Source organism: Halobacillus sp. Cin3, from assembly GCF_947311855.1.
Classification (GTDB): domain Bacteria; phylum Bacillota; class Bacilli; order Bacillales; family Halobacillaceae; genus Halobacillus; species Halobacillus kuroshimensis.
This window is the reverse complement of sequence record NZ_CAMZMV010000003.1, coordinates 258,958-283,097: the sequence shown is the minus strand read 5'-3', so window position 1 is coordinate 283,097 and position 24,140 is coordinate 258,958. Positions and strand designations below refer to the sequence as shown.

Annotated in this window: 21 protein-coding genes and 1 pseudogene; 9 read left to right on the top strand and 13 right to left on the bottom strand. The window is 46.0% G+C overall.

Features of this window, described 5'->3' with window-relative positions; translation table 11 throughout:
* Positions 1-16: 16 nt before the first annotated feature.
* The 5 genes from QMA39_RS12090 to QMA39_RS12070 all read right to left on the bottom strand — a co-directional run bounded on the left by QMA39_RS12090 (position 17) and on the right by QMA39_RS12070 (position 5,820).
* Positions 17-364, bottom strand: a complete 348-nt coding sequence (locus tag QMA39_RS12090) for a flagellar basal body rod protein (RefSeq protein WP_206934471.1) — start codon at positions 362-364, stop codon at positions 17-19.
* A gap of 590 nt (positions 365-954) precedes the next feature.
* Positions 955-2,055, bottom strand: a complete 1,101-nt coding sequence (locus QMA39_RS12085) for a Xaa-Pro peptidase family protein (RefSeq protein ID WP_281658888.1) — start codon at positions 2,053-2,055, stop codon at positions 955-957.
* A gap of 144 nt (positions 2,056-2,199) precedes the next feature.
* Complete coding sequence (locus QMA39_RS12080; RefSeq protein ID WP_281658887.1) at positions 2,200-2,787, bottom strand: biotin transporter BioY; 588 nt, start codon at positions 2,785-2,787, stop codon at positions 2,200-2,202.
* A 194-nt stretch (positions 2,788-2,981) separates the two neighbouring features.
* A complete protein-coding gene (locus tag QMA39_RS12075; RefSeq protein WP_281658886.1) occupies positions 2,982-3,470 on the bottom strand; it encodes a carboxymuconolactone decarboxylase family protein in 489 nt (162 codons plus the stop codon).
* Positions 3,471-3,543: 73 nt separating this feature from the next.
* Entirely contained in the window at positions 3,544-5,820 is a 2,277-nt protein-coding gene (locus QMA39_RS12070; RefSeq protein ID WP_281658885.1) for an ATP-dependent DNA helicase, read from the bottom strand.
* 172 nt (positions 5,821-5,992) lie between these two features.
* Here QMA39_RS12070 and QMA39_RS12065 point away from each other — a divergent pair, with 172 nt between their 5' ends.
* The 3 genes from QMA39_RS12065 to cysK all read left to right on the top strand — a co-directional run bounded on the left by QMA39_RS12065 (position 5,993) and on the right by cysK (position 8,577).
* Positions 5,993-6,910 (top strand): SGNH/GDSL hydrolase family protein, encoded by a 918-nt coding sequence (locus QMA39_RS12065; protein ID WP_281658884.1) that lies wholly within the window; start codon positions 5,993-5,995, stop codon positions 6,908-6,910.
* A gap of 17 nt (positions 6,911-6,927) precedes the next feature.
* A complete protein-coding gene (locus tag QMA39_RS12060; RefSeq protein ID WP_027953381.1) occupies positions 6,928-7,560 on the top strand; it encodes a YpmS family protein in 633 nt (210 codons plus the stop codon).
* 87 nt (positions 7,561-7,647) lie between these two features.
* On the top strand, positions 7,648-8,577 hold the full coding sequence (gene cysK / locus QMA39_RS12055; RefSeq protein ID WP_027953382.1) for a cysteine synthase A: 930 nt from the start codon (positions 7,648-7,650) through the stop codon (positions 8,575-8,577).
* A 212-nt stretch (positions 8,578-8,789) separates the two neighbouring features.
* Here cysK and QMA39_RS12050 read toward each other — a convergent pair.
* Both QMA39_RS12050 and QMA39_RS12045 read right to left on the bottom strand, forming a co-directional pair.
* A pseudogene (locus QMA39_RS12050) lies at positions 8,790-8,954 on the bottom strand (IS5/IS1182 family transposase); the annotation flags it as partial.
* Between the two features lie 255 nt (positions 8,955-9,209).
* Positions 9,210-9,821, bottom strand: coding sequence for a trimeric intracellular cation channel family protein (locus QMA39_RS12045; protein WP_027956656.1), 612 nt, complete (start codon positions 9,819-9,821; stop codon positions 9,210-9,212).
* A 249-nt stretch (positions 9,822-10,070) separates the two neighbouring features.
* Here QMA39_RS12045 and QMA39_RS12040 point away from each other — a divergent pair, with 249 nt between their 5' ends.
* From QMA39_RS12040 to QMA39_RS12025, 4 genes are all read left to right on the top strand, one after another.
* On the top strand, positions 10,071-10,598 hold the full coding sequence (locus QMA39_RS12040) for a helix-turn-helix domain-containing protein (RefSeq protein WP_027956657.1): 528 nt from the start codon (positions 10,071-10,073) through the stop codon (positions 10,596-10,598).
* 16 nt (positions 10,599-10,614) lie between these two features.
* Positions 10,615-10,764: a sporulation histidine kinase inhibitor Sda gene (sda, locus tag QMA39_RS12035; RefSeq protein WP_084163229.1), complete on the top strand. Its 150-nt coding sequence runs from the start codon at positions 10,615-10,617 to the stop codon at positions 10,762-10,764.
* A gap of 77 nt (positions 10,765-10,841) precedes the next feature.
* Positions 10,842-11,543 (top strand): DUF2071 domain-containing protein, encoded by a 702-nt coding sequence (locus QMA39_RS12030; RefSeq protein ID WP_281658883.1) that lies wholly within the window; start codon positions 10,842-10,844, stop codon positions 11,541-11,543.
* A 74-nt stretch (positions 11,544-11,617) separates the two neighbouring features.
* On the top strand, positions 11,618-12,571 hold the full coding sequence (locus QMA39_RS12025) for a ring-cleaving dioxygenase (RefSeq protein WP_281658882.1): 954 nt from the start codon (positions 11,618-11,620) through the stop codon (positions 12,569-12,571).
* A gap of 184 nt (positions 12,572-12,755) precedes the next feature.
* Here QMA39_RS12025 and QMA39_RS12020 read toward each other — a convergent pair whose 3' ends face one another.
* Positions 12,756-14,705 (bottom strand): aconitate hydratase, encoded by a 1,950-nt coding sequence (locus QMA39_RS12020; RefSeq protein ID WP_281658881.1) that lies wholly within the window; start codon positions 14,703-14,705, stop codon positions 12,756-12,758.
* A gap of 312 nt (positions 14,706-15,017) precedes the next feature.
* Here QMA39_RS12020 and QMA39_RS12015 point away from each other — a divergent pair, with 312 nt between their 5' ends.
* Positions 15,018-16,301, top strand: coding sequence for a helix-turn-helix transcriptional regulator (locus QMA39_RS12015; RefSeq protein ID WP_281658880.1), 1,284 nt, complete (start codon positions 15,018-15,020; stop codon positions 16,299-16,301).
* A gap of 255 nt (positions 16,302-16,556) precedes the next feature.
* Here the strand turns inward: QMA39_RS12015 and QMA39_RS12010 are convergent, their stop codons facing one another.
* The 5 genes from QMA39_RS12010 to treP all read right to left on the bottom strand — a co-directional run bounded on the left by QMA39_RS12010 (position 16,557) and on the right by treP (position 22,577).
* Positions 16,557-17,957 (bottom strand): MBL fold metallo-hydrolase, encoded by a 1,401-nt coding sequence (locus tag QMA39_RS12010; RefSeq protein ID WP_281658879.1) that lies wholly within the window; start codon positions 17,955-17,957, stop codon positions 16,557-16,559.
* Positions 17,958-18,128: 171 nt separating this feature from the next.
* Entirely contained in the window at positions 18,129-18,632 is a 504-nt protein-coding gene (locus tag QMA39_RS12005) for a hypothetical protein (RefSeq protein WP_281658878.1), read from the bottom strand.
* 88 nt (positions 18,633-18,720) lie between these two features.
* Positions 18,721-19,437 (bottom strand): trehalose operon repressor, encoded by a 717-nt coding sequence (gene treR / locus QMA39_RS12000; protein ID WP_281658877.1) that lies wholly within the window; start codon positions 19,435-19,437, stop codon positions 18,721-18,723.
* A gap of 21 nt (positions 19,438-19,458) precedes the next feature.
* Positions 19,459-21,144, bottom strand: a complete 1,686-nt coding sequence (gene treC / locus QMA39_RS11995; RefSeq protein WP_281658876.1) for an alpha,alpha-phosphotrehalase — start codon at positions 21,142-21,144, stop codon at positions 19,459-19,461.
* Between the two features lie 23 nt (positions 21,145-21,167).
* Complete coding sequence (gene treP / locus QMA39_RS11990) at positions 21,168-22,577, bottom strand: PTS system trehalose-specific EIIBC component (protein WP_281658875.1); 1,410 nt, start codon at positions 22,575-22,577, stop codon at positions 21,168-21,170.
* A 312-nt stretch (positions 22,578-22,889) separates the two neighbouring features.
* On the opposite strand from treP, the gene QMA39_RS11985 reads away from it, so the two are divergent.
* A complete protein-coding gene (locus tag QMA39_RS11985) occupies positions 22,890-24,119 on the top strand; it encodes an MFS transporter (RefSeq protein WP_281658874.1) in 1,230 nt (409 codons plus the stop codon).
* The last annotated feature ends 21 nt before the right edge of the window (positions 24,120-24,140 follow it).

Genomic DNA, 24,140 nt, shown 5'->3' with positions numbered 1-24,140 from the left:
GTTTCCATCTCCTTTGTTATTTGTTCAAGTCCGCCCATTGACGCTCAAAGTTTGTAAATGGGTCGTCTTCTTTTTCAGACGTGGAATCACGTGTACGGCTTGTCCAATTGATATAAATCCAGTAGAGGACAAAAGCAGCAGCCACGCCGACGACAGCGTAAACATTGGAAACAGCGATGCTTAAAACAATCAAGCCGACGACAATCCAGCCGATCTTCCCGGCTGTTGAGTCACTTTTCACAAACTGCTTGAAAACGATATAAAGCAGCCATACACTGACACCAAGCAGAATCATTGGACCAAGGTTCGCAATGAATAATCCAAGGGCAATCAGACCTGCGAGGAACAACAGAAACTTTTTCATGTATTTCCCTCCCTGCACTGTTCTTGTCTTTATCATACCGGTGCAGAAGGATTTCCGTAATGAGCCGGGGATATATCTTTATCTAAGACCAGAGGCTTATATCCCATCCGCCCTCGTTTTCCATAGGAAAGGAAAGATCTATATACCTTTTGGAATCAAAGAAAACCTGTCGCAGACTTTCGCGACAGGTTTCTCTGCCCCCCATTCTTTTTCTAAGATTTCACAGTCAAAAGGAACAATCGTCCGGCCCACACTTTTTCTACAATAAAAGCTCTGTTAAAGTCTGTTGTTGATATTTCAAATGATTACTAAATCGTTTCCGTATGGAATTAGGGGTCCGGTCTGCTATTTACTCAGAGCATGGGATGGCAGGGAAAACCGTCCGCTTTCCGCGGGGAACGATGAGCCTCACGGTACACCACGGAAAGGGAGTCATTCCCAAGGCCGCCTCATACAAATCCCATGACAGAAAGGGGTGATAGGAGCTCACATGTTAATTAACAACACCAAGCAATAACAGAGCCAAAATAAAAAAAGGAAAGGCGCCCTCTGCAGGCACCTTTCCTTTGATCGTCTTACGGCTGCTCTCTTCACTTTATGATGGTCAATTCTTTTGGTGTTTCTGTCAGCGTGACATATCCTTCCGGCGTGACAAGAACATCATCTTCAATACGGACACCGCCGATTTCAGGATCGTAAATGCCCGGTTCGAGCGTATACGTCATCCCTTCTTTTAATACTCCGTCATTCAAATGACTCATAGAAGGGAATTCATGCACATTGATTCCCAGTCCATGTCCAATCCGGTGTGGAAACTTATCGCCGTAGCCGGCTTCTGTAATAACCTGACGCGCCGCTTCATCCAGATCACCAATCCTTGTTCCAGGACGACTGATGGTCAGGGAAGCATTCAATGCTTCAAGAACCGTTTCATAGATAGCTTTCTGCTTTTCGTTGACAGAGCGGAAAGCGAAGGTTCTCGTAATATCAGACGTGTATCCTTTCCAGACGACTCCAAGATCAAACAGGACAAGGTCTCCTTCTTTTAACCTGCGGTCTCCGGGGTTTCCATGAGGATGGCCGGATTTCTCACCAAAAAGCACCATAGTGGAGAAGGACATTTGAGCGACGCCTTTTTTCTTAAGCTCATACTCAATCGCCGCAAGGACTTCCATTTCCGTGACCCCTTCATTCAGGGCTTCTGTTCCTACCTTGACCCCGAAATCTGCGAGTTCTGCCGCTTCCTTCAGAACAGCGATTTCCTGTTCATCCTTTACAACACGCATCTCGTTTAATTTCCCTTCGATGTCGAGGACTTCTGCGTCATCAAACAGCGCAAAAAAGGATTCACTACGCCCGTAGGAAAGCACTTCTTTTTCTATGCCCACATGATGTACGTTCGTGATCCCCGCCTGATTCATAGAATCCTTGATCATCTGCCATGGATTTTCATGATCAGCGTAACCAATGATTTCATGGCTCCAGCCTGTTTCCTGCAGCTGTGCTTTTTCCATTCCCGGAAGAACAGCCATAGGGTCTGCTTCCGGAAATACGACCAACCCTAACAGCCTTTCATGAGGGTCAGTTAGAAACCCGGTTAAATAAAAGAAGTTTTCCGGTGAATTAATAAAAGCTGCATCAATACCCGTCTCCTTCAGGTAGGCAGCCAGTTCATCCAAACGATGTTTCATTCTCCATCTCTCCTTTCCAATCTTCTCTCATCATATAGCAATCCAGACCGTTATCCAACTCACACAAAAGTCCGAAAAATGGCAATAAAAAGGCCCTGTCCCTTATGTGGGCAGGGCCTTTCGTTACTTCATAAAACCACAGGACTATGCCGCCTGTCTGAGTCTTGTTTTGGAAAGCCACGCCTTTTCGAACCGTTGGGTAAACAAGGCTGCACCTACGGCAAGAACGCTGTCCTTTATGATAAACGGCACCATACTGGACCACGCCAGAGCAAGACTGATCCCGTCTCCTCCCACCCAGAAATTCAGCGCGAGATAAAATAAGTGGACACCGACAAAATAGTTGATGATGATGCCGGTGGCAGCGGCCATTATGTACCTCGGCATCGTCCGCCTGGATTCAGCAATTTTCCCTACAAAATAAGCAAGAATAATATAAGACAAAATAAATCCAAACGTCGGAGCAATCACGACCGACAACCCGCCTTTAAAACCAGCGAAGATCGGTGCTCCCGCCAAACCTAAAAGAACATACACGAGAATCGAAAAAGACCCGAGACGGCTTCCAAGCATAAGCCCTGCCAGAATAGCGAAAAACGTCTGCAGGGTCAGAGGAACTCCCATAACCTGGAGAAATGGCAGGTAAGCCGTAATATTGGCACCGATAGCCATCAGCGCAACAAACAAACTGCCTAAAGTCATTTCATAAACGCTTAGTTTCGACTTCTTCATCATTATCCCTCCTCCACAACTTCTTCCTTAAAGATAAAAAACCCCCGGCATAATGTCAACACTAATTTATTTTAGTTTACAATAAACTTTTAAGATAAACACCTTTTACAACCAGGCCGCAGCGTCCAAAAAAAAGACTGCCGGAAAAGTTCTCGACAGTCTAGAAAACCCAGTCTCGATCGGTGCTTTAAGATTTACAATCCAAGCCCCATCGACAACTGATTCGTATAGCTCGTATAAGCCACGGTATGGTTGATCACAGCAATTTCACGCACACTAAATCCTGCTTTCTTAAGGCGGTTCACGCTGTCCTGATCCACCTCTACAGGTTTGGCGGTTAACCGTTCGGCATAATGCAGGACAGCTTTCCACTGCTCACTCATGGATGATGCTTCATAATCATCCAGCCATTCTTCTACACCTTCTACACCTGTGTGGCCTTCTAATAAGGAAGCATGACTTTTTGTGCAGTAACGGCAGCCATTTTTCATTGACACAAACGTGATGACCGCCTCTCTCAAATCATCTGGCAGGTCGGTGTTCTTCACAGCCTGTTGAAGAGGAAGAAAAGCTTCATATAAACCGGGGTCATTCGCAATAAGCCGGTCAAACAATGAGGAAGGCTCATCTTCTCCTCTTATTTCTTTCATATGCTGTTGTTTCACAGGTTTAATCCAAGGCATATCTATCCCTCATTTCTACAAAATCCATTCCCGGCACAGCGGTATCCGCCAATAAATTTCCCGGGAAATCTTTTTATTTAATAATTCGATAATTTCTCCAATCTTCAGGGAACAAACTCGTATATTTTTCAGCAGCAAATCGATCATCTATAAGCTGTATAGCTCCATGATCCTCTTCCGAACGAATCAGTCGTCCACCAGCCTGAAGTACTTTGTTCATTCCAGGATATACGTAAGCATAATCATACCCCCGGCGGCCTTTTTCATTGAAATAGTCTTTAATCAACTCTTTCTCAAAATTTCTTGGAGCCAGACCGACACCAACCACAGCCACACCATTCAGCCGGTCTCCGCGGAGGTCGACACCTTCAGAAAAAACACCACCCATGACAGCAAAACCTGCCAGACGCCCTCCTGGAACGAATTGCGCAAGAAAATCCTCCCGCCGGCTCTCATCCATGCCTCTTTCCTGCATGACTGCATCAACAGGGGACATCTTCCGGAACTCCTGGTAGACTAGCTCCATGTAGTGATACGACGGGAAAAAGAATAAGTGGTTTCCACTATAATTTTCCACCTGGTCTTTCAACCGCTCTGCCAGAATTCCTGACGTTTGGTTCCGGTTTTTATACCGGGTTGATAACGGTGTAATCGTGACATCAACCTGAGAGGCATCGTAGGGGGATGGAAGCTGAAGGATGTAATCCTCCTTCGTTCCTCCCAGCATTTCTTTATAATAGGCAAAAGGTGAAAGCGTGGCTGAAAAGAATGTGCCGGAGCGGAACCCATCTGTCACCTTCTTTAATACGTGGGAAGGGTCAAGGCAGAACAGCTTCAGCATCAGATCCCCGTCTTCCCCTCTAGCTGCTATAAAACGATAATGATCATCCACAAACTCAAAAATCCTCAGGAAATTCTGGGCGGTGAAATATAAGTCAACAAGAGATTCGGAACGTTCGTCCTCCGGCTGTTCCTGGATGATCTGCTCCGATTTCCCAATGAACCGTTCAAGGTTTTCTTCCAGTTCACCCGGGACCTCATTGATGACGACCTCTCCGCCTTGAAAACCGCCAAGGCGCTCCAGGTCATCAGCCACTGCCCGGGCGGTCTTTCGGATCCCCTCCTCGTCTTCCCATGCAGCAGAGGCTTCCCTGAATGGGTTTTTGTAAACCGAAGCCGAGTACATTTCTCTCGCCCGTTCAACAAGATTATGCGCTTCATCCACAAGGAGAGCTGTTTTTTTCTTACGGTCAGGCAGCAGCCGCTTCAAGGCAACACGCGGGTCGAAGATATAATTGTAATCACTGATGATCACGTCCACCACATCCGTGAGGTCAAGGGAAAACTCAAACGGGCATAAACGATGCTTTCTGGCATACGCTTCAATCACAGGACGTGTAAGCTGTGTCTCATTCCTTAGTACATCCACAATGCCGTCATTCACCCTGTCGTAATACCCATCTGCATATTCACAATAATCCGGCTGACAGATCGTTTCCTCCTGAAAACAGATTTTCTCCTTAGCCGTTAAGGTGACTGATCTCAGGGAAAGGCCGTGCTCTTCCATTTTGGCCAGCGCTTCCTCAGCTGTAGCTCTCGTCGTCGTTTTAGCGGTCAAATAGTAAATCCTGTCCATTTTATCAAGAGAAAGAGCTTTTACCGCCGGAAATAAAGTCGATATCGTCTTTCCAATGCCGGTGGGGGCCTGAGCGAACAGGTTCCGCTTTTCTTCAATCGTCCTGTACACACTCCCCGCCAGTTTCCGCTGGCCGGTCCGATAGGTAGAGAACGGAAAAGAAAAGGAAGGCACCGTGGCTTCCCTCTGTTCCTCCAGATCATGAAGGACAGATGCGTAGGATTGATAAGCCTTCACGGTCTCCTTCATAAAGTCAGCCAGTTCATCATGCGTGAACCTTATCTGCAGACGCTTCTTTTCCTTCGTCCGTTTCTGCACATAGGTCAGCTGGACATCGATTTCTTCCAGGTTTTCCTGGAGAGAATAGATATAGGCATAGCCTTTGGCCTGAGCCCAGTAAACGGGATGAGAAGAGCTGTCAAGTTCCTCCAGGTCTCCGGATGTCGACTTGATTTCATCAATGACCGGCCCGTCTTCTCCCTCAAGCAGGCCGTCACACCGGCCCTGGACAATCAGGTTAAGCTCTCCATACGTATATTCACACTGAAGAAAAACTTCCTTTTCGTCTCCGTCCTTATACTTCTTCTGTACTTCCTGATGGATGGCTGTTCCCTCCAACAGAGCTGTATTGGACTGGAACCGTTCATCAATGCTTCCTGCCCTGAACACATAAGAGACCAGCTCTCTTACAGAAATCGTCATACTTCGATCCATTTTTCAAACGCCTCCCGTGACCAATTCGTTCCCTACCCTCATCTTCCAATACTCGTTCACGTATGTCTATTGTAAAGGCGTCATGCTATAATTATGGATAAAACTTTTTCATTTCCCATAAAAATAAAACCACATATAATAAAATTAACGCCCCCTCAGGAGGGATCATAACGTGAAAAAGTGGAGATGGACAGCCTCCATCCTGCTTACTCTCATCCTTGCCTTTTTTATAACAGCCTCCTTTATCTATACACCAGAGGAGCAGGAGTCATCCAGCACACCTGAAGAACAGTCGTTAGAAACAGGAAACGCGGATGTAGAAGAGCAGCCAGAGACAGAGCAGGAGGAAGTTTCAGCAGAGGAAGACGAAAACGCCCTTGGCGAAGGTCTGCGGGACGTTTTCACAAGTGTCATGGACAGCGCACGTGACCTTTTCATAAAAAATGATTTGACCGTTGTTGCCATTGGCGACTCTTTGACGCAGGGAGTCGGAGACGGTACAGATAATGGCGGCTATGTTGGTATTCTTGAAGACAACTTCACGAATACTAACACCAATACTTCTCTTGAAGTGATCAATTACGGAAAACGCGGCAATCGTACGGACCAGATGTTAGAACGAATGGAAGACGAAGATATTTCCCGTTCCATCGAACAGGCAGACATTGTGCTCATCACCATCGGCGCCAACGATGTGATGAAGGTGGTTAAAGACAACTTCACTAATTTAAACTACCAGGACTTCCGGGACGAACGTGATGGATATGAAGAGCGGCTCAAGGAAATTATTGAGAAGACACAAAACTTGAACGACGAAGCACCCATCTACTTTGTTGGTCTGTACAACCCATTTAATCAATATTTTAATAACATCCCCGAGCTGGGGGAAATCATGGGCGATTGGAACGAGGCCAGCGAGAGGATCATCGGCACATATGACCAGGCCCACTTTATTCCTATCCGTGATATTTTTGATGGTAACGAAGAAGAACTCCTATGGGAAGAAGACCATTTCCACCCGAATGAACAGGGATACAAGGAAATGGCAGAACGCGTACTCGCTCATATTAGAGAAGATATTGAAGAATAACCTGGGTGGAATGATAAATGAAACGATTACTTCTAAACAATAAATGGCGGACGTCCTTCTGGGTCCTTGCCATCATCAACATCGGTATCATCGGCTGGCTCCTTGCTTTAGTCTTTCTGCCAAGCTCGTATACCCTTGTCAATGTAGACCGCGGAGAAGAGAATACCGATGCCGAGTTTACCATTGTCTCAACGAAAGAGAATATGGAGCAGCTCGCCAATGAATACTTATCCGAGCTGTCCAATCAGACCGTGTTTGATTACTCCGTCTCGATCGACAAAAACGTCACGTTATCCGGAAATATCAAGGCTTTTGAACAGGTAGTCCCGATCAAGGTTGAGCTGAACCCTGTGGTCCAGGAAAACGGCGACCTTGTTCTGGAACAGGAGAAAATCTCTCTTGGACAGCTTCCTCTTCCTAATAAAAAAGTACTGGAATTCTTAAAGGATAACTACAATCTGCCGGAATGGGTCATCGTCAATCCGAATGAAGAGAACATCTATGTAGCCGTTACCCAGATGGAAACGGCAAGTAATTTCAATGTGAAAGTGGACCGCTTCAACCTGAATGCCAACCAGCTGGCTTTTAAAATTTCTGTACCGAAAGATACGTTCCAATTCGCCCAGCAGATGGTTGAAGACAATTTTTGAAGCAGCCACTGGAGCACAGCGGATGAATGGCTTCCACCTCCTATGGTAAACTTAAAGCAGCAGGTCTAACAAAAGGATGTGACGTTCATGCGCGTAGTCAACAATATTGCGGATCTAATCGGAGATACTCCATTAGTGAAATTAAACCGCCTGGCTCCAGAAGGCGGGGCCGACATTTATATGAAACTGGAAAAGTACAACCCGAGCGGCAGTGTCAAAGACCGGGCTGCTTTTAATATGATTGAACAGGCAGAAAAGGATGGATTTTTAAAAGAGGGATCCACCATCATTGAACCGACCAGTGGAAATACGGGAATCGGTATTGCGATGAATGCGGCCGCCAGAGGATACCGTGCTGTTCTAGTCATGCCGGACACGATGACACAGGAACGGATTAATCTTCTGAAAGCATACGGAGCTGAGATCGTTCTGACGCCGGGAGACGCCAAAATGCCCGGAGCCATCGCCAAGGCAAAAGAACTTGTCGAAGAAATCGAAGGCGGTTTTATGCCGATGCAGTTTGAGAACATGGCCAACCCTGATGCTCACCGCCATACGACAGCAGCAGAAATAATCGAAGCGATGGATGAACTCGGTAAACCACTGGCCGGTTTTGTCTCTACAGCAGGAACCGGAGGAACCATTACAGGAACCGGGGAAGAATTGAAAAAACGCTTCAAGGACATGACAATCCATGTTGCAGAACCGGCAGGATCTCCCGTGTTGTCCGGCGGTCAGCCAGGCAAGCATAAACTGGTCGGTACAAGCCCGGGGTTCATTCCAAGCATATTGAATCAGGAGATTTATGATGAGATTTACCAGGTCACCGACGAAGATGCCTATGACATCACCCGTCGCCTGGCCCGTGAAGAAGGGCTGCTCCTTGGGACATCCTGTGGTGCCGCCTGCTGGGCAGCTATCCAGGCCGCTAAACAGAAAAAACCGGGAGAAGTCATCGTCTGCATCGCTCCAGATACAGGAGAGCGCTACTTATCAGGTGATCTATTCCGATATTAAAAGGTATAAAAAAGGAGTCCACGATGGACTCCTCAGCTTGTAGAGAAACCCCTGTTTCTTTACAAGCTTTTTTCTTTCTTACCGCCAGGAGCGAAAGCCCCTTCCCTTTCCGCGGACGAGCGCCCGAGCTTCCTCGCAAAACCCACGCTCGGCGATCTCGGACCACTCGTTCTTCCGCAGGAGTGGAAGGGGCACCGCTCCTTGGGAGTTCTTTAAAATCGAAAAAGACTCTCCTTCACCCTGCTCACCCTTGCTGGATGGAGGACAATCTTTTTCATATCCCAGCAGGAAGCCGTCATCAGCGCCTGTTCTTTCCCTTTTTGTTTTCCACGCAAGCGGCCATAGCGCAGCCCATGCCGTTCTTTTGAATCTGCGAATCTGCTTAGTGCACTATCTCTCTCCTATATTCTAACGTCGGCACGAGGAGCGTTCGGTGGTGATGCCTGCGGGAACAGCGCGAGCCGAAGATCCACTTGGTCAAATAGGTTTCTTGACCAAGTTAGCTGAGGCCGTGCCCGCGGCAAGCATCCACCGATAAGCGGAAAGTGACCCTTCCCACGACAAATGGACAACTCTAACTGGTTAACACAAGCTTTTTCTACAGCCAAAGGAGTCCACGATGGACTCCTTTTTTATATGCGGTACAAATCCCGAAATCGTAAATGCCAGCCAAGGTGATACGACAACACTCGGCACAGGATGATCAGCAGAAAAATGCTGTATGTATGAAACGGATTGTAAAGGTCGACCCATCCAAGACCAATCACCACGCCCGTTACCATCGCCCATACCGCGTAAATTTCCTGATGAAGCACCATTGGGCGGCGCTGGGCCAGCACATCCCTTGTCACACCCCCGCCCACCCCTGTCAGGATAGCAGCGAAAACAATACCTCCCAGCGGGAAATCCTGCTGTACAGCAAAGGACGCCCCTTGTAGAGCGAATGCCGAGAGGCCTACAGCATCAGGGTAGATATTCCAGCGGTCCCAGGCCATCACCCATGTTTTCGGAAAGAAATACACAATGGCAATGGTGATTAAAGCCACGTAAAATAAATATCCCTGTTCCCACACGTGAATCACCGGTACATCCAAAGCAATGTTCCGGATGATACCCCCGGCGAACGGTGTGGCGATTCCTAAAATAAACGTTCCGAATATATCATACCTCTCGTTCAGTGCGACAATAGCTCCACTAAAAGCAAATGCACTGACGGCGAGGATGTTCAAAATTTCCCAAGTCATGCCTCTCCTCTCCCTCTGCCGCTGACTGATATACGAATGTCATGCCGCATCGATTATATCAAATTCTTCAGTACCTCTATCGAAAAAACTAAAAAAATGTTGAAAATGCGTAAAAAACGCTAGAACTAGTATGTTTTATTCTATACACTACCATATATAGTGATTTTTGTTGCAATATGCCACAAGGAATTTTCTTCAACATGTAGAATTTATTATATAACTAAGCATTGTAGGATGTGATGATTCAGAATGAGAAGCTGGCTGATCAATTTAAGAAAAGAACAGGAACTCACCCAGCAGGAGATTGCAGAAGGGGCTCATATTGATAGGGCTTATTACGCACAAATAGAGAACGGTACCAGAAATCCCAGTATGACGGTTGCTTCTCAAATTGCGTCTTACCTGCACATCAACCCCTCTCTTTTTTACACCGAGCACTTGAGTGAACCTTTTGAAAAAGCGCTCGTAAATTCACCTATAGTCATTGCTCACTGTGATTTGAACCTCCGTTATACATGGATGTTCAACCCGCACCCGGACTTTAGAATGAATGTAGTCATGGGGAAAACAGATGAAGAACTGGACTTCAATGAAGGTACAACTGCCTTGATGAATCTGAAGCAGCGTGTGATCGACGATGGAATGGCCAGAAGAGAGATCCTCGCCTTTCCCCTATCCGAAGGCTTGACCAGATATGATGTATTTGCCCAGCCTCTTTATGATCAGCACGGACGTTTAACAGGTGCGGCAACAGTTTCTGTTGAAATGCTAACGTAATGAAGGAGGAGCTGCTATGGCTTTTGATAAACTATCTCCCTTCCTCCTGAAAGATGCCATTCATAAAGCCGTGGAGTTGAAGCTGGAGGAGGAGTTCATCCAGATGCTGCTGAATGAGATGAGGAAGAGGGAAAGAGAAGCAGGGGAAATAGCTTCTTTCGAATGACCGGAACAGCCGATTGAACACCTCTGGAATGTATGCTTCCACTCCGGGACGGGTAAAGCTAAACAGAGGTGATAATCATGGATAAAAGCCGATGGATAATGCATCAGGATTGGGATGATTTATATTTTATACACTGGCCCGTCCCTGTAGATGAACTGCGGCCTCATGTACCTGAGGAGCTCGATATAGATGAATTTGACGGCTCAGCCTGGATTGCTGTAGTCCCCTTCCGTATGAGGAATATCCGGTTCCGCGGCCTGCCAAGACTTCCGTTTGGAACGGATCTTCTGGAGCTGAATGTAAGAACGTACGTCTCCTACAAAGGCGAACCAGGGGTTTATTTCATCACCCTCGACTCCGATCATCCTCTCGGGGTTTTTTTAGCGCGCACTGCTTTCGGACTCCCCTACGTACACGCCTCCATGCGGATGGATAACAGAGATTCAATTACGCAATTTTCCAGCCGGCGTACTCATAAAGGATACCCGCCTGCCCACTTTCATGCGGAGTTCCAGACAATCAGTGAACCTATGCAGGCCCGTCCCGGCTCACTTTTATACTGGCTGACGGAAAGGTACGCCCTCTGGATGGTTCAGGGAAAGCGTGTATATAAAGGCCCCATCATTCATAATAACTGGAAGCTGCAGAAAGCTGAAACGACTGTAACGACGAATCACCTGTTGGACTTTCTCCCTGCTGAACATTTCCAGCATAGACCGATCACCTATTTTTCCAGATCCGTCCAGACACGTATTTTTCCGTATGTACGTAAGTCATGAGCGCTCTTGTTGAACCTCATAACTTCCTGCGATATAATTATCTCGAATTCAAAGTAAAATGAGGAGGATCAATCATGGAGTTAAAAGGCATCCATCATGTTTCAGCCATAACAGCTTCCGCTGCCAAAAACTATGATTTTTACACGAACGTGCTGGGGATGCGGCTCGTTAAAAAGACGGTAAACCAGGATTCCCCTTCTATGTACCACCTCTTCTATGCGGATGAAAAGGGAAATCCCGGGACAGACCTGACCTTTTTCGAAATACACCGGGCCGGCCATACCTATCCTGGGACAAGGAGCATTTCCACGACATCTCTACGGGTTAAAGATGATGAAGCCCTGTTATACTGGCAGAAACGCTTGATTGCTTACGACCTTGATGTAGATCGTGTACAGGAACGTTTCGGTAGAAAAACGCTTGCGTTCAGAGACCCGGAAGGCCAGCGGCTTATGCTTGTATCCGATCAGAACAACTCCGGCGTACGTGCAGGAGCCCCCTGGGAAAACTCCCCCGTACCTCAAGACAGCGGTATTACTGGACTCGGCCCTGTCCATTTGACCGTTCATGAAGCCGTTAAAACAGAAAAAGTCCTGACGGAAGTCCTTGGTTTCCGTAAAGTCGGCGCCTATGATCAATGGACGGTTTATGAGACTGGGGAAGGTGGGTCAGGAGCAGAAGTCCATGTGGAAGAAAAGCCGGACGAACAACCTGAAAAACCTGGAAGGGGCAGTGTTCACCACGTCGCCTTCCGTGTTGAAAACGAAGAAGAATTAGCAAAATGGAAGACAATCATCGATGCCGCCGGTTATCCGAATTCAGGTCTTGTCGATCGCTTTTACTTCAAATCGCTGTATTTCAGAGAAGCCAATCACATTTTATTCGAACTGGCTACAGACGGACCTGGATTTGCCACTGATGAAGACCCGGCACACCTGGGTGAATCACTGGCTCTTCCACCGTTCCTAGAACACGAACGCGAAAAAATCGAAAAAACCCTGGCTCCACTGGATACTTCAAGAACATAAATTGTGCTCTATTTTGGATAAGCCACGTACGATCCACCAACCGTACGTGGCTTTCTATATTCAACTCATCTTCCCACTTCCACCCACGAAGAGCGAGGTTTGCAGGCTTCCAAAGCATGTAAAAAAGCTTGTAGAAAAATAGATCCTTTCCCTACAAGCTGATTTCGTTAAAATTGAATGTGTATTACGATTCAAGACGCGATTTAACCCAGTTGATCAAACCACCTTTTTCCATAATGTCAATCTGTCTGTCCGATAAGGCATGCTCCAACTTGATCGTTTGACCCCTGCCTTTAATTTCAGCTTCAACCACAGGCGATTTTTTGATCTGTTCTCTCAATCCAGTGAAAACGAGAACATCTCCCTGCTCAATCTCTTCTAATTGAGCGGGATCCTTGAATGTAAGCGGCAGCACGCCAAAGTTGGCCAGGTTCTGCCAGTGAATTCTGGCAAAATCCTCGACAACCGCTACTTTCATCCCTAAATACTTAGGAGCCAGAGCGGCATGTTCGCGGCTGGAACCCTGTCCGTAGTTGGCACCTGCCACAACAGCATGACCACCCTTATCTCTCTGCTCCATCGCCCGGTCATAGTACGTGTCATCTACGATCTCAAAGGTGAACTTACTAATTTCAGGCAGGTTGCTGCGGTATGGCAGCACTCGCGCTCCTCCTGCAAGAATCTCATCAGTGGAAATGTCATCACCCATTTTCAGGAGCACAGGGAGCTCCATCTCGTCTGGAAGTTCCTCCATCTCTGGAATCGAGGCGACATTTGGACCTTTGACTAATTCGACTTCCTTTGCCTCCTCGTAGGGCAGGGGTTCATCCAAAAGACGTGTGTCCACGGTCGGCTCATCCAAATCCTGCACGTCAGGATAGTCAAACCCGGATTTTCTCGGGTCCGTTATGACTCCTGTCAAAGCAGAAACAGCTGCGGTTTCCGGACTGCATAGAAAAACGCTGTCTTCTTTCGTCCCGGAACGGCCGGGGAAGTTTCTCGGCGTTGTACGCAGGCTGTTCCGTCCTGTGGCAGGTGCTTGTCCCATACCGATACATCCATTACACCCCGCTTGGTGGAGACGTCCTCCAGATTGAAGGAAATTAGCGATATGCCCTTCCTGTGACAAGTCAATCAGCATTTGTCTGGAGGTCGGATTTATATCAAAAGAAACCCCATCGGCTATATGTTTATTTTCAACAATTTTGGAAGCTATCGCAAAATCACGGAATCCAGGGTTCGCCGAGGAACCGATATAAGACTGGTAAATTCCTTCTCCCTCCACTTCCTCTACAGGTACCACGTTGCCTGGGCTAGAGGGCTTGGCCACCATTGGTGTAATTTCTGAGAGATTCAATTCATCATGCACATCATACGCGGCGTCTTCATCCGGCGACAGTTCAATCCATTCGTCTTCCCTGCCTTGAAGCTTCATGAATCGTTTCGTTTCCTCATCGGAAGGAAAGACTGTTCCAGTTGCCCCAAGTTCTGCTCCCATATTCGCAATGACATGCCTGTCCATGGCTGTGAGGTTTTTCAAGCCAGGTCCATAATATTCAAACACGTGGTTCACTCCGCCTTTCACCCCGTGCCTGCGCAGCATTTCCAGTATGGCATCCTTCGCACTGACCCAGTCTGGAAGGGAACCGGTCACTTTTACGCCCCATACTTTCGGCATCTTCACATAAAACGGTTCACCGGCAACAGCCATCGCGACATCAATGCCGCCAGCCCCCATGGCAAGCATGCCCATACTGCCGTTGGCACATGTGTGGCTGTCAGATCCGAGCAGTGTTTTCCCCGGCCTCGCCAGCCTCTGCATATGGACAGGATGACTGACCCCATTTCCCGGCCGGCTGAAATAAAGCCCGAACCGTTTGGCGGCACTTTCTAAAAACAAATGGTCATCTGGATTTTTGCTGTCTTCCTGGATCAAGTTATGGTCTACATACTGAGCAGAAACCTCTGTTTGAGCCTGCTCAATCCCCATAGCCTCCAGTTCAAGCATCACCATTGTCCCTGTAGCATCCTGTGTAAGGGTCTGATCAATTTTCAAACCGATTTCCGATCCAGGCGTCATCTCTCCCTCGACTAAGTGGTCCTGGATCAGCTTCTGTGTGACATTGTATCCCACACGAATCACTCCTCCTCACTGATTGGTCGATATTTCAAGAATAGATGAAATTTTCCTATACCTTTTATACCCTTTCTCATGTATCATTACTCCTAAACCCATAATTTCCCTTGAAAAACATCTAATAGACACCCATTTTGTCCCTTCTATGAAAGTCCCCTCTAAAAACCACCTCTTAAGTACCATTTTTTCTGCGACTTGGGAAACTGCCGAAATTTATTGAAAATGATGAAACGAACATGTATTCTAAAAATAGATTTGAAAGAGATTTTTTCTCCCAAATCAACAGTTGATCAACTAGGTGTGTGGAAAATGGAATATGGAAAAGTACTTCGGTTCCATCGGGTGAAACAAGGGTTAACACAAAACCAGCTTGCTGATGGAATTATTTCCCCCGCGTATTTATCCAAGATTGAGAACGATCAGACCGTTCCAGCTTTTGAGGTGCTCGAACTTTTGTATGAACGCCTCGGCCTTGATTTTCACGACTCTTCCTATAATCATCCTTCCAAAGAAAAGCTGAAGGAATGGTATGAAACAATCGTCTTTAAAAGGAAAGAGGAAGCGGAAATATTAAAGGAGGAACTTTCTCATCAAAAGGATACGCTGAACAATCATCATCTGTATATTTTTTTCGAGCTCTTCCGCATTCGCCATCTTCTATTAGAAAACAAGGTGGAGAAGGCTTATGAGGCATGGAAAGATATTAAACAACATGAAGGTACATTCGATGATGAAATGAAGTACTATTTTCATTTAAGTTCCGGCCTGCTTGAATATTATCGAGGGAATTTTGATGAATCTTTTCAACAGTTAATGGAAGCTAAGAACTACAGTAGTCCAGCAGGCATCGAAAAGTGGGAAATCAGCGACTTGTATTACCACTTATCCTTAAGCGCCAGCCAGGCCCATCATGTTTCTGCCTCTGTTTTCTATGCAGATCAGGCCTTGGAAATTTATAAAAGTCAGTATGACCTTGCCAAAAGTGCAGACTGCCACATTATTCTGGGCATCAGTTACAGCCGGTTGAAAAACTATACGAAATCTCTTGAAAATTATAATCTGGCCAAAAAAATCGCATCCCAGACCAAAGATAATCAACAGCTCAAACTGGTTTATATCAACATTGCGGTGTTGGAGTCGAGAATTGAAAATCATGACTCCGCCATACTCAACTACAAGAAAAGTCTAAACTACGTTTTCGAGTCAAAATCCACGTATGATTACCAGGAATATCTGAATATCGTCCACGGGCTGATCATTGAACATTACCGTCTGGATGATAAATCCGGGTGTCTTGAATGGATTGAAAAAGGCTTATCAGAAGTCGAAAAAACTGCTTCTGAAAGCCACTACCTGCACTTTAAGGTGTATTACAATTTACTGAAAGAACTGCCTGAAACACTCCCTTTCATTGAGGAAACTGTCCTTCCTTATTTTCAAAAAAAGAAGGACCATGTTTATGTGATCAGGTATTCTAAGTTCTTAGCCGATCTTTTTGAAAGGCAGAGAATGTATAAACGCTCATCCGAATATTTAAGGTTAGCAATGCAATTGTTAAATAAACATTCTCACTTAGGAGGTATAATGTTATGAAAAAAATCATTGCATTTGTCGCTGTTCTAGGTCTGGCTGTATCTATCGCTGCGCCATTGACTACAGATAGTGCAGTTGAAACCCACCCTAGACCATTAGTTTCTGAGCAAGTTTAATTTACGTGTTAATTTAATTTCTATATAATTAACACCTCCCCTAATCCTATACCTATACAAACTTTCGCCTCTACTTCTCTTGAGTAGGGGTCTTTTTTTGCAAAAAAACACGACCTTGTTTCCAAGGTCGTGTTTTTCATCAGGATTTATCCCATTGTTGTTCCCAGGCCGCATATCCACCCTTCAAGTTGATGGTGTCCTTAAAGCCGTTGGCCTGCAGCAGGCTGACGGCGATCGCGGAGCGGACGCCGGATTGGCAGTGGACGATCGGTGTCCGGTCGTTCGGAATTTCATCAAGGCTTTCTTTCAAATGCCCAAGCATGAAATGATGGGCATGATCCATGTGACCTGCTTCCCATTCACCTGGATTACGTACATCGATGACCACATATCGATCATCCTGTTTATAGTGATTCTCCAATTCCTCCGGGGTAATGGACGTATAGGTTTCAAGTCCCCCGATCTGACTGAGATCCGATTGTGCAACATAAGCTGTAACTTCATCCAGACCGATGGCTTCCAGTGATTTTTTCATTTCACCTAAGCGGCTTTCTTCACCGATTAATACGATGGACTGGTCATAGTCGACGACCCAGCCGGCCCAGTTTGAGAATGATCGATTGTAAGGGATATTGATTGTTCCTGGAAGGTGGCCTGCCGCAAAGGTCCATTTGTCTCTCGTATCAATGATGACTGCATCATTTCCTCGATAATCTTCCAGTTGATCCACCGTCAGTTTCTGCACATCTCTTCCTTTATTCAAAGACGGGCCTTCTTTATTCAGCTTTTTCATCATCCCAAAATATTTCGGTGGTTCCGGCTGACCATCAATCAATTCATCTGTAAATTCATCGATATCCGTGTGCTGAAGCGCCCAGTTATTCGCTTTTTCATAACCGACCGTAGAAGCAGGGACTGCCCCTAATGATTTCCCACACGCACTGCCAGCACCATGGCCCGGCCAGACTTGAAGATAATCAGGGAGATCCTTGAAAGCTTCAAGGGATTGGAACATTTGGCGCGCTCCCTGCCTGGACGTCCCTTCTGAACCTGCAGCCTTTTCCAGCAGATCCGGACGGCCGACATCTCCTACAAAGACGAAGTCTCCTGTGAAAATCCCCATAGGAACCTTGGAGCCCCCTCCTTCATCGGTTAAGACAAATGAAATACTTTCAGGGGTATGTCCGGGGGTGTGAAGAACATCAAATTTAATATTTCCAACGTAAAACTGATCTCCCCCGTTCAGTAACACGTGATTCAATTCATTTAAATACTCGTATTTCCAGTCATTGTCTCCCTCATTGGACAAATACAGAACAGCTCCGGTATGCTGAGCCAATTCTCTGGCACCAGAGAGAAAGTCCGCATGAATGTGTGTTTCCGTTACTTTCGTAATTGTAAATCCTTCTTTTTCAGCTGTTTCAAGATAAGGATTGATATCACGTGCGGGATCAATCACCATAGCTTCACCCGTTCGCTGGCATCCTGTCATATAAGACATCTGGGCTAATTCTTCATCAAAAAATGATTTAAAAAACATCGTTCGCATCCTCCTTAAAAAGCTTATATTGAATTTATAACATACCCCTAACCGTATGTAAAACCAAGAAGCTTATATATGCCTGGACCATTTTGAGCAAAGAAAAACAAGGAACTTTCCAGTGAGGAACCGGCTTACTAATAAAAAAAAGCACACGAAAACCGTGTGCGCTTACTCTTCAAAGTATTTGTTTAAAGTGGTGACGGGATCCAGGTGCTTCAGAGGGCTCATAGGGAATACATTATTGTCCTTATTCAACGCTACGGCGTCGATTTCCTCATAAGACAGGTCGCGGACGGTATGATCGATTCTTGCTTTTGTTTCACTCATCATACCCATGACACTGCGGTTATCCGTTTTGGTATAAACGATTTCATCAGTGGCATCAAGGATATAGTAGGCTGCCTTCTTATCAACATCCAGCAGTTGAAACAGCTGCTGAAGGGAACCTTTAATCACATTATCCAGATGCTCAAATTGTTCTTTCTGCAAACCGAAGAGCGTCAAATTAATACCCGTTTCATTGTTCATAAGCATCAGACACTTTCTACCTTTCACGGTAATCATATTTGCATGCCATTTATATAAATCGGGGACATCCTGATATTCATTCAAATCACGAACAGGGGATTTCAATTCATTCTGCAGTTTTTTTGTAGCACCAATGACGAACATCTTTCCACCTCTTTCATTTCTTTAGCTACACCTATTTTACCTTTTTCAATATAAAAAACAAAGGAGAACCATTACGGCCCTCCTTTGTTCAAGCTTTCGTCCGCCTGGCGAAGTCTACAAATTGAAACTTGTCAGGACGGTGTCTGGATTCTGTAAATTGGAAGGCTGTCGTATCAGCAAGGTAGACATAACTTCGAATAACGACCACCTGCTGATGACCATTCAAGTCAAGCAGTTCCCTGTCTTCATCCGTGATATCTTCGACGACGATTTCCTTTTTGGCAAAACTGATTTCAAGTCCCAGCTCTTCTTCTATATAGTGATAGAGAGACTGTTCAGCTGTTTCCTTCGTAATATCCGGGATTAAATCTTCACGGATATAGTCTTTATCGAGAATAATCCGTTCTCCATCAATTTCTCTTGAGCGGATCAGCCTCCAAAGTTTCGCATCTTCCGGACATCCCAGCTGCCTGCGTATGTGGGAGGCCTGTGTGACGATGGTCAATTCATGCACAGCCGTTTTCACTTCCTGTCCCATCTGGTCAGCCAGCTCTTTAAAGCTGGTCAGACCCGAAACAGGGAATTTGAATTTGTTCCGTTCCAGAACGACCGATCCCTTCCCACGCACTTTTTGAATATATCCATTTTGAGCAAGTAAATTCAGCGCCTTTCTGATCGTTTCCCGGGATGTATCAAACTGAGCAGTCAGCTCATGTTCAGATGGAAGTGTCTCACCGGCAGAAAAGACCCCCTGCTGTATCTTTTTCACGAGTTTATTAAAGATGACTACGTATTTGTTCTTCAAGGTTTATCCCCCTCTTCCATTTTACCTGCCTGGGAAATGATAAACCACAGATTCGTAAGGACGAAGAGAGATTTCTTTACTGATCGATGGTGCGTCCTCATAGTTGCTAATCAAGACGTCCATTTCTTCCTGACTGTTCATGGATAATGGCAGCTGGAACGTCGCAGCTTCTCCGTAAAAGTTATTGATGACCAGCAGCTTTTCTCCATTCCACTTTCGAAGATAGGCAAACACCTGTGGATGTTCAGGCGTAAGAAGCTGGTAATCCCCGAACGTAATGATATCGTAGGACTTCCTCAACTGAATCAGCCTGCGGTAATGATGAAAAATCGAGTTTTCCTTATTCATGACGTTTTCAGCATTGATGGTTTTGTAGTTATCTGCAGGCTCGATCCACGGCGTCCCATCTGTAAAGCCAGCATTCGAGTTATCATTCCACTGGACAGGTGTTCGTGAATTATCTCTCGATTTCTGCTTGAGAATAGCAAGGATCTGCTCTTCATCAAAGCCTTTTTCTTTGAATTCTTCGTACATATTCAAAGACTCCACATCACGATACTGTTCAATATGATTGAACTTAGGGTTGGTCATCCCGAATTCTTCACCTTGATAAATATAAGGCGTTCCCTGCATCATATGAATGACAGTCGCAAGCATCTTGCCGGATTCATCTGGATAGTTCACGTCATCCCCGAACCTTGAAAGAACACGGGGCTGGTCATGGTTGCACCAAAAGAGAGCATTCCATCCGCCGCCTTCATTCATTTCCTTCTGCCATTTCGATAAGATGGCTTTCAGTTCATGAAAATCAAAGTCGGCTACGGTCCATTTCTCTCCACCCGGATAATCCACCTTCAAGTGATGGAAGTTAAAGGTCATGCTGAGTTCCCTGCGTTCAGGAGCTGTATATTGAATACAATGGTCAATCGTGGTTGAGGACATTTCCCCAACCGTCATCAAATCATAAGGCTGGAAAACTTCCCGGTTCATTTCCTGCATGAATTCATGGACTCTTGGACCATCCGTATAGAATTTACGGCCGTCTCCGGGCGCTTTGGAGCCATCATCATCAGGAAATTCCTGGTCCTTGGATATCAGGTTAATGACATCCAGACGAAAACCATCGACACCTTTTTCTCCCCAGAACCGCATCATTTCATAAATATCCCCGCGCAACTGTTCATTTTCCCAATTCAGGTCGGCCTGAGTAATATCAAAAAGATGAAGGTAATATTGACCGGACGTTTCATCATAGGCCCAGGCACTCCCCCCAAACTTGGATTTCCAGTTGGAAGGCGCACCGCCGTTTACAGGATCTTTCCAGATGTAATAATCCCTGTACGGACTTTCCTTGGACTGAAGAGCTTCCTGGAACCACTGATGTTCGGTCGATGTATGGTTCACAACAATATCCATAATCAGCTTCATGTCTCGTTTATGCGTTTCATCAAGCAGTCGTTCAAAATCTTCCATTGTTCCGTACTCATCATGAATATCGTAATAATCACTGATGTCATACCCATTATCATTCTGAGGGGACTTATACATCGGAGTCAGCCAGAGAACATCCACTCCAAGTTCATTCAAATAATCCAGTTTCTCAATGATCCCCTGGATATCTCCGACTCCATTTCCCGTTGTATCGTTAAAGCTTTTCGGATAGATCTGATAGACAACCGCTTTTTTCCACCAGGGCTGTTCATTCATGACCTCACCACCATTTCATAGTTTTATACGTCTTTTTTACGTTTTGCATAGAGATAGGTTCCTACAAGAGGAAGCACGATGACGATAGCCATCCCTATCATGAAGTCAAGCCAATAATCGCTGACGATGGAGAAAATTCCCGGCACACCGCCGACTCCAATCGAATTAGCCAGCACGCCTTGGGCTGAGATATACAATCCGGCAATGGCGGATGAACTAATGGCTATAATGAATGGATATTTGAAACGCAGGTTCACACCGAATAAGGCAGGCTCTGTAATTCCCAGCCATGCGGAAACTCCTGACGATACGCCAAGACCCTTCAGTTTTTCATCCTTCGATGCAAGCCAGATCGCGAACGCCGCTGATCCCTGGGCAATGTTGGACAAAGCGAGCATCGGCCACAGGAATGTTGTGCCTGTGGAACCGACCAGCTGGATATCTACAGCCAGGAACGTATGGTGCATCCCGGTAATGACGAGCACGCCGTACAGGCCGCCGTAAATCAGTCCTCCAAGCCAGGAGAACGTATCAAATACGGCAACAAGGCCATCTGTAATCCAGTTTCCAATCGCAAATGTAATCGGTCCAATGATAATAAAGGTTAAAAAGCCTGTGACAAGTAAAGCAATCGGCCCTACGAAAAGCAGTTGAATGCTGTCAGGAATCCGCTTGCGCAGGAAAAGTTCAATCTTCGTAAGCAGATAAGCGGCAGCCAGGACCGGCAGCACTTGACCCTGATAGCCGATTTTCTCGACCGTCATACCAAATAAATTCCACGTTGGCACGGACCCTTCAGAAACAGCTTCCCCATAAGACCATGCATTCAATAAGTCCGGGTGAACGAGAACCAGTCCAATAACAATTCCCAAAATTGGACTTCCTCCAAATTTCTTAACAGCGGACCACCCGATCAATCCAGGCAGGAACACGAATGCCGTATTGGCGATAATAATAATCATGTTTGCGATATCTGACCACTGAGGATACACATCAATTAAGGCCTGATCATCAAAGAAAATATCGGGTGCTGTAAGCAGGTTGTTGATTCCCAAAAGCAGACCAGCAGTTACGATCGCCGGCAGAATCGGTATGAAAATATCAGCCAATGTTTTGATGGCTCGTTGAAGCGGATTCATTTTTTCACTTGACGCTTGCTTCACTTCTTCTTTTGTAGACTCTCCGATACCGGCCAGCGCTACGAATTCCTTATACACTTTGTCAACCGTTCCCTGGCCTACGACAACCTGGAACTGACCATTCGTCGAAAAGGAACCTTTGACCGCTTCAATCTGATTCAGTTTCTCCTGATCGACAATCCCTTCATCGTGCAGGGCCAGCCGCAGCCGAGTGACACAGTGCGTCGCAGCCGACAGGTTTTCCTTTCCACCAATGGCTTCTAAAATTTCTTCAGCCTGTTTTTTGTGATTCATATCCTTACCTCCAGATGTTATTTTTTTGTTCCCAAACAACGAGGTTCATCTACGGGTTTCCAAGCGATAATCTTAAACGCTTACAACTACCTTTGAACTAAACTTGTATATACACGATTTAAATTCATTATAATTTGTATATACAAGTTATGCAACCGTTAACATCAACATTTCCGCATGGAATTCCCTTCCATGAAAAGGGAGCGAAAATCCGTTAGAAAGAACCTTATTATATGAGCAGATTGTTTTTTTATCCCTTTCTGTTATGGTATATATTTAGGGTGTCGAAATAAACAGGAAGAAGGGATAAGCATGCAGACCAGCAAAGCAGAAGCCCGGAAAAATGTGTGGGTCATGTGGTTTGCAAATTTCTTTATTGCAGGAAGCATCACGATGGTTCTTCCTTTTTTGTCGTTGTATATTGAAACATTCGGAAACTTTTCAGATGCCTACGTTCAGACATGGTCAGGATGGGTGTTCGGCGTCACATTCGTAACTGCTTTTATATGTTCACCGATATGGGGCAAGATTGGAGACCGATATGGACGAAAGAAAATTCTCGTCATGTCTGCGCTCGGATTAGCCTTATCGGTCTTCTTCATGGGGCATGCCACTTCTGTATGGCAGCTCTTTTTCCTGCGTTTATTTATGGGCGTATTTACCGGATTCATCCCCATGTCCCAGGCACTCATCTCTACGCAGACACCTAAGGAGATGGCTGGACGGGTACTGGGAACGCTCCAGACCGGGAGTATTACCGGCAGTCTCCTCGGACCGCTGCTCGGGGGATGGATTGCAGATTCCATTGGTTACGCCGCTACATTCCAATACGTTTCCTTCGCCGTAGCCCTTTCCGCCATCATCGTCTTTCTCGGTGTCCACGAACAACAAGTGCAGAAAGAAAGCGAGGGTGAGAAATCCAGCTACAATACGAAAGAAGTGCTCAGCCATATTGTTCACCATCCACTGCTGCTAATGGTCATGGTGGTGTCCTTGTTTGTCCAGATTGCACACTTTAGTATTCAACCGATTCTTTCCTTGTTTGTCGGGGAACTCCACGGCCCGGAAAACCTGGCCTTGTTTTCGGGAATTGCATTTTCCGCTGCCGGACTGGGTAATTTAATGATGGCTAGAAGATGGGGGGAAATTGCAGACCGGGTCGGTTATATAAAAATTCTCATCTTCCTTCTGATTATGGCAGGTGTCGTATACCTGCCGGCTGCCTTCGTTACGAACATATGGGAGCTTGTTCTATTAAGGTTCCTTCTCGGTGTTTCCATCGGAGGCATTATCCCTGTTCGAACCGCTTACATTAGACAGGAAGCCCCTGTAGCCATGCAGGGAGAAGTCCTTGGTTACAATACGAGTCTCCGCTTCCTTGGAAACATCATCGGCCCTGCCATGGGCGGTATGGTTGCAGGTGCATATGGATTTTCGATGGTCTTTTTCGTTACCAGTGGATTGCTTCTTCTCTCCGGAGGCATGTTGTTTTGGGTTATTCGCAGACGTAAACCCGTTTTCAATCACGCATCCAGTCACTAACAGATTTTATCTGTTAATATA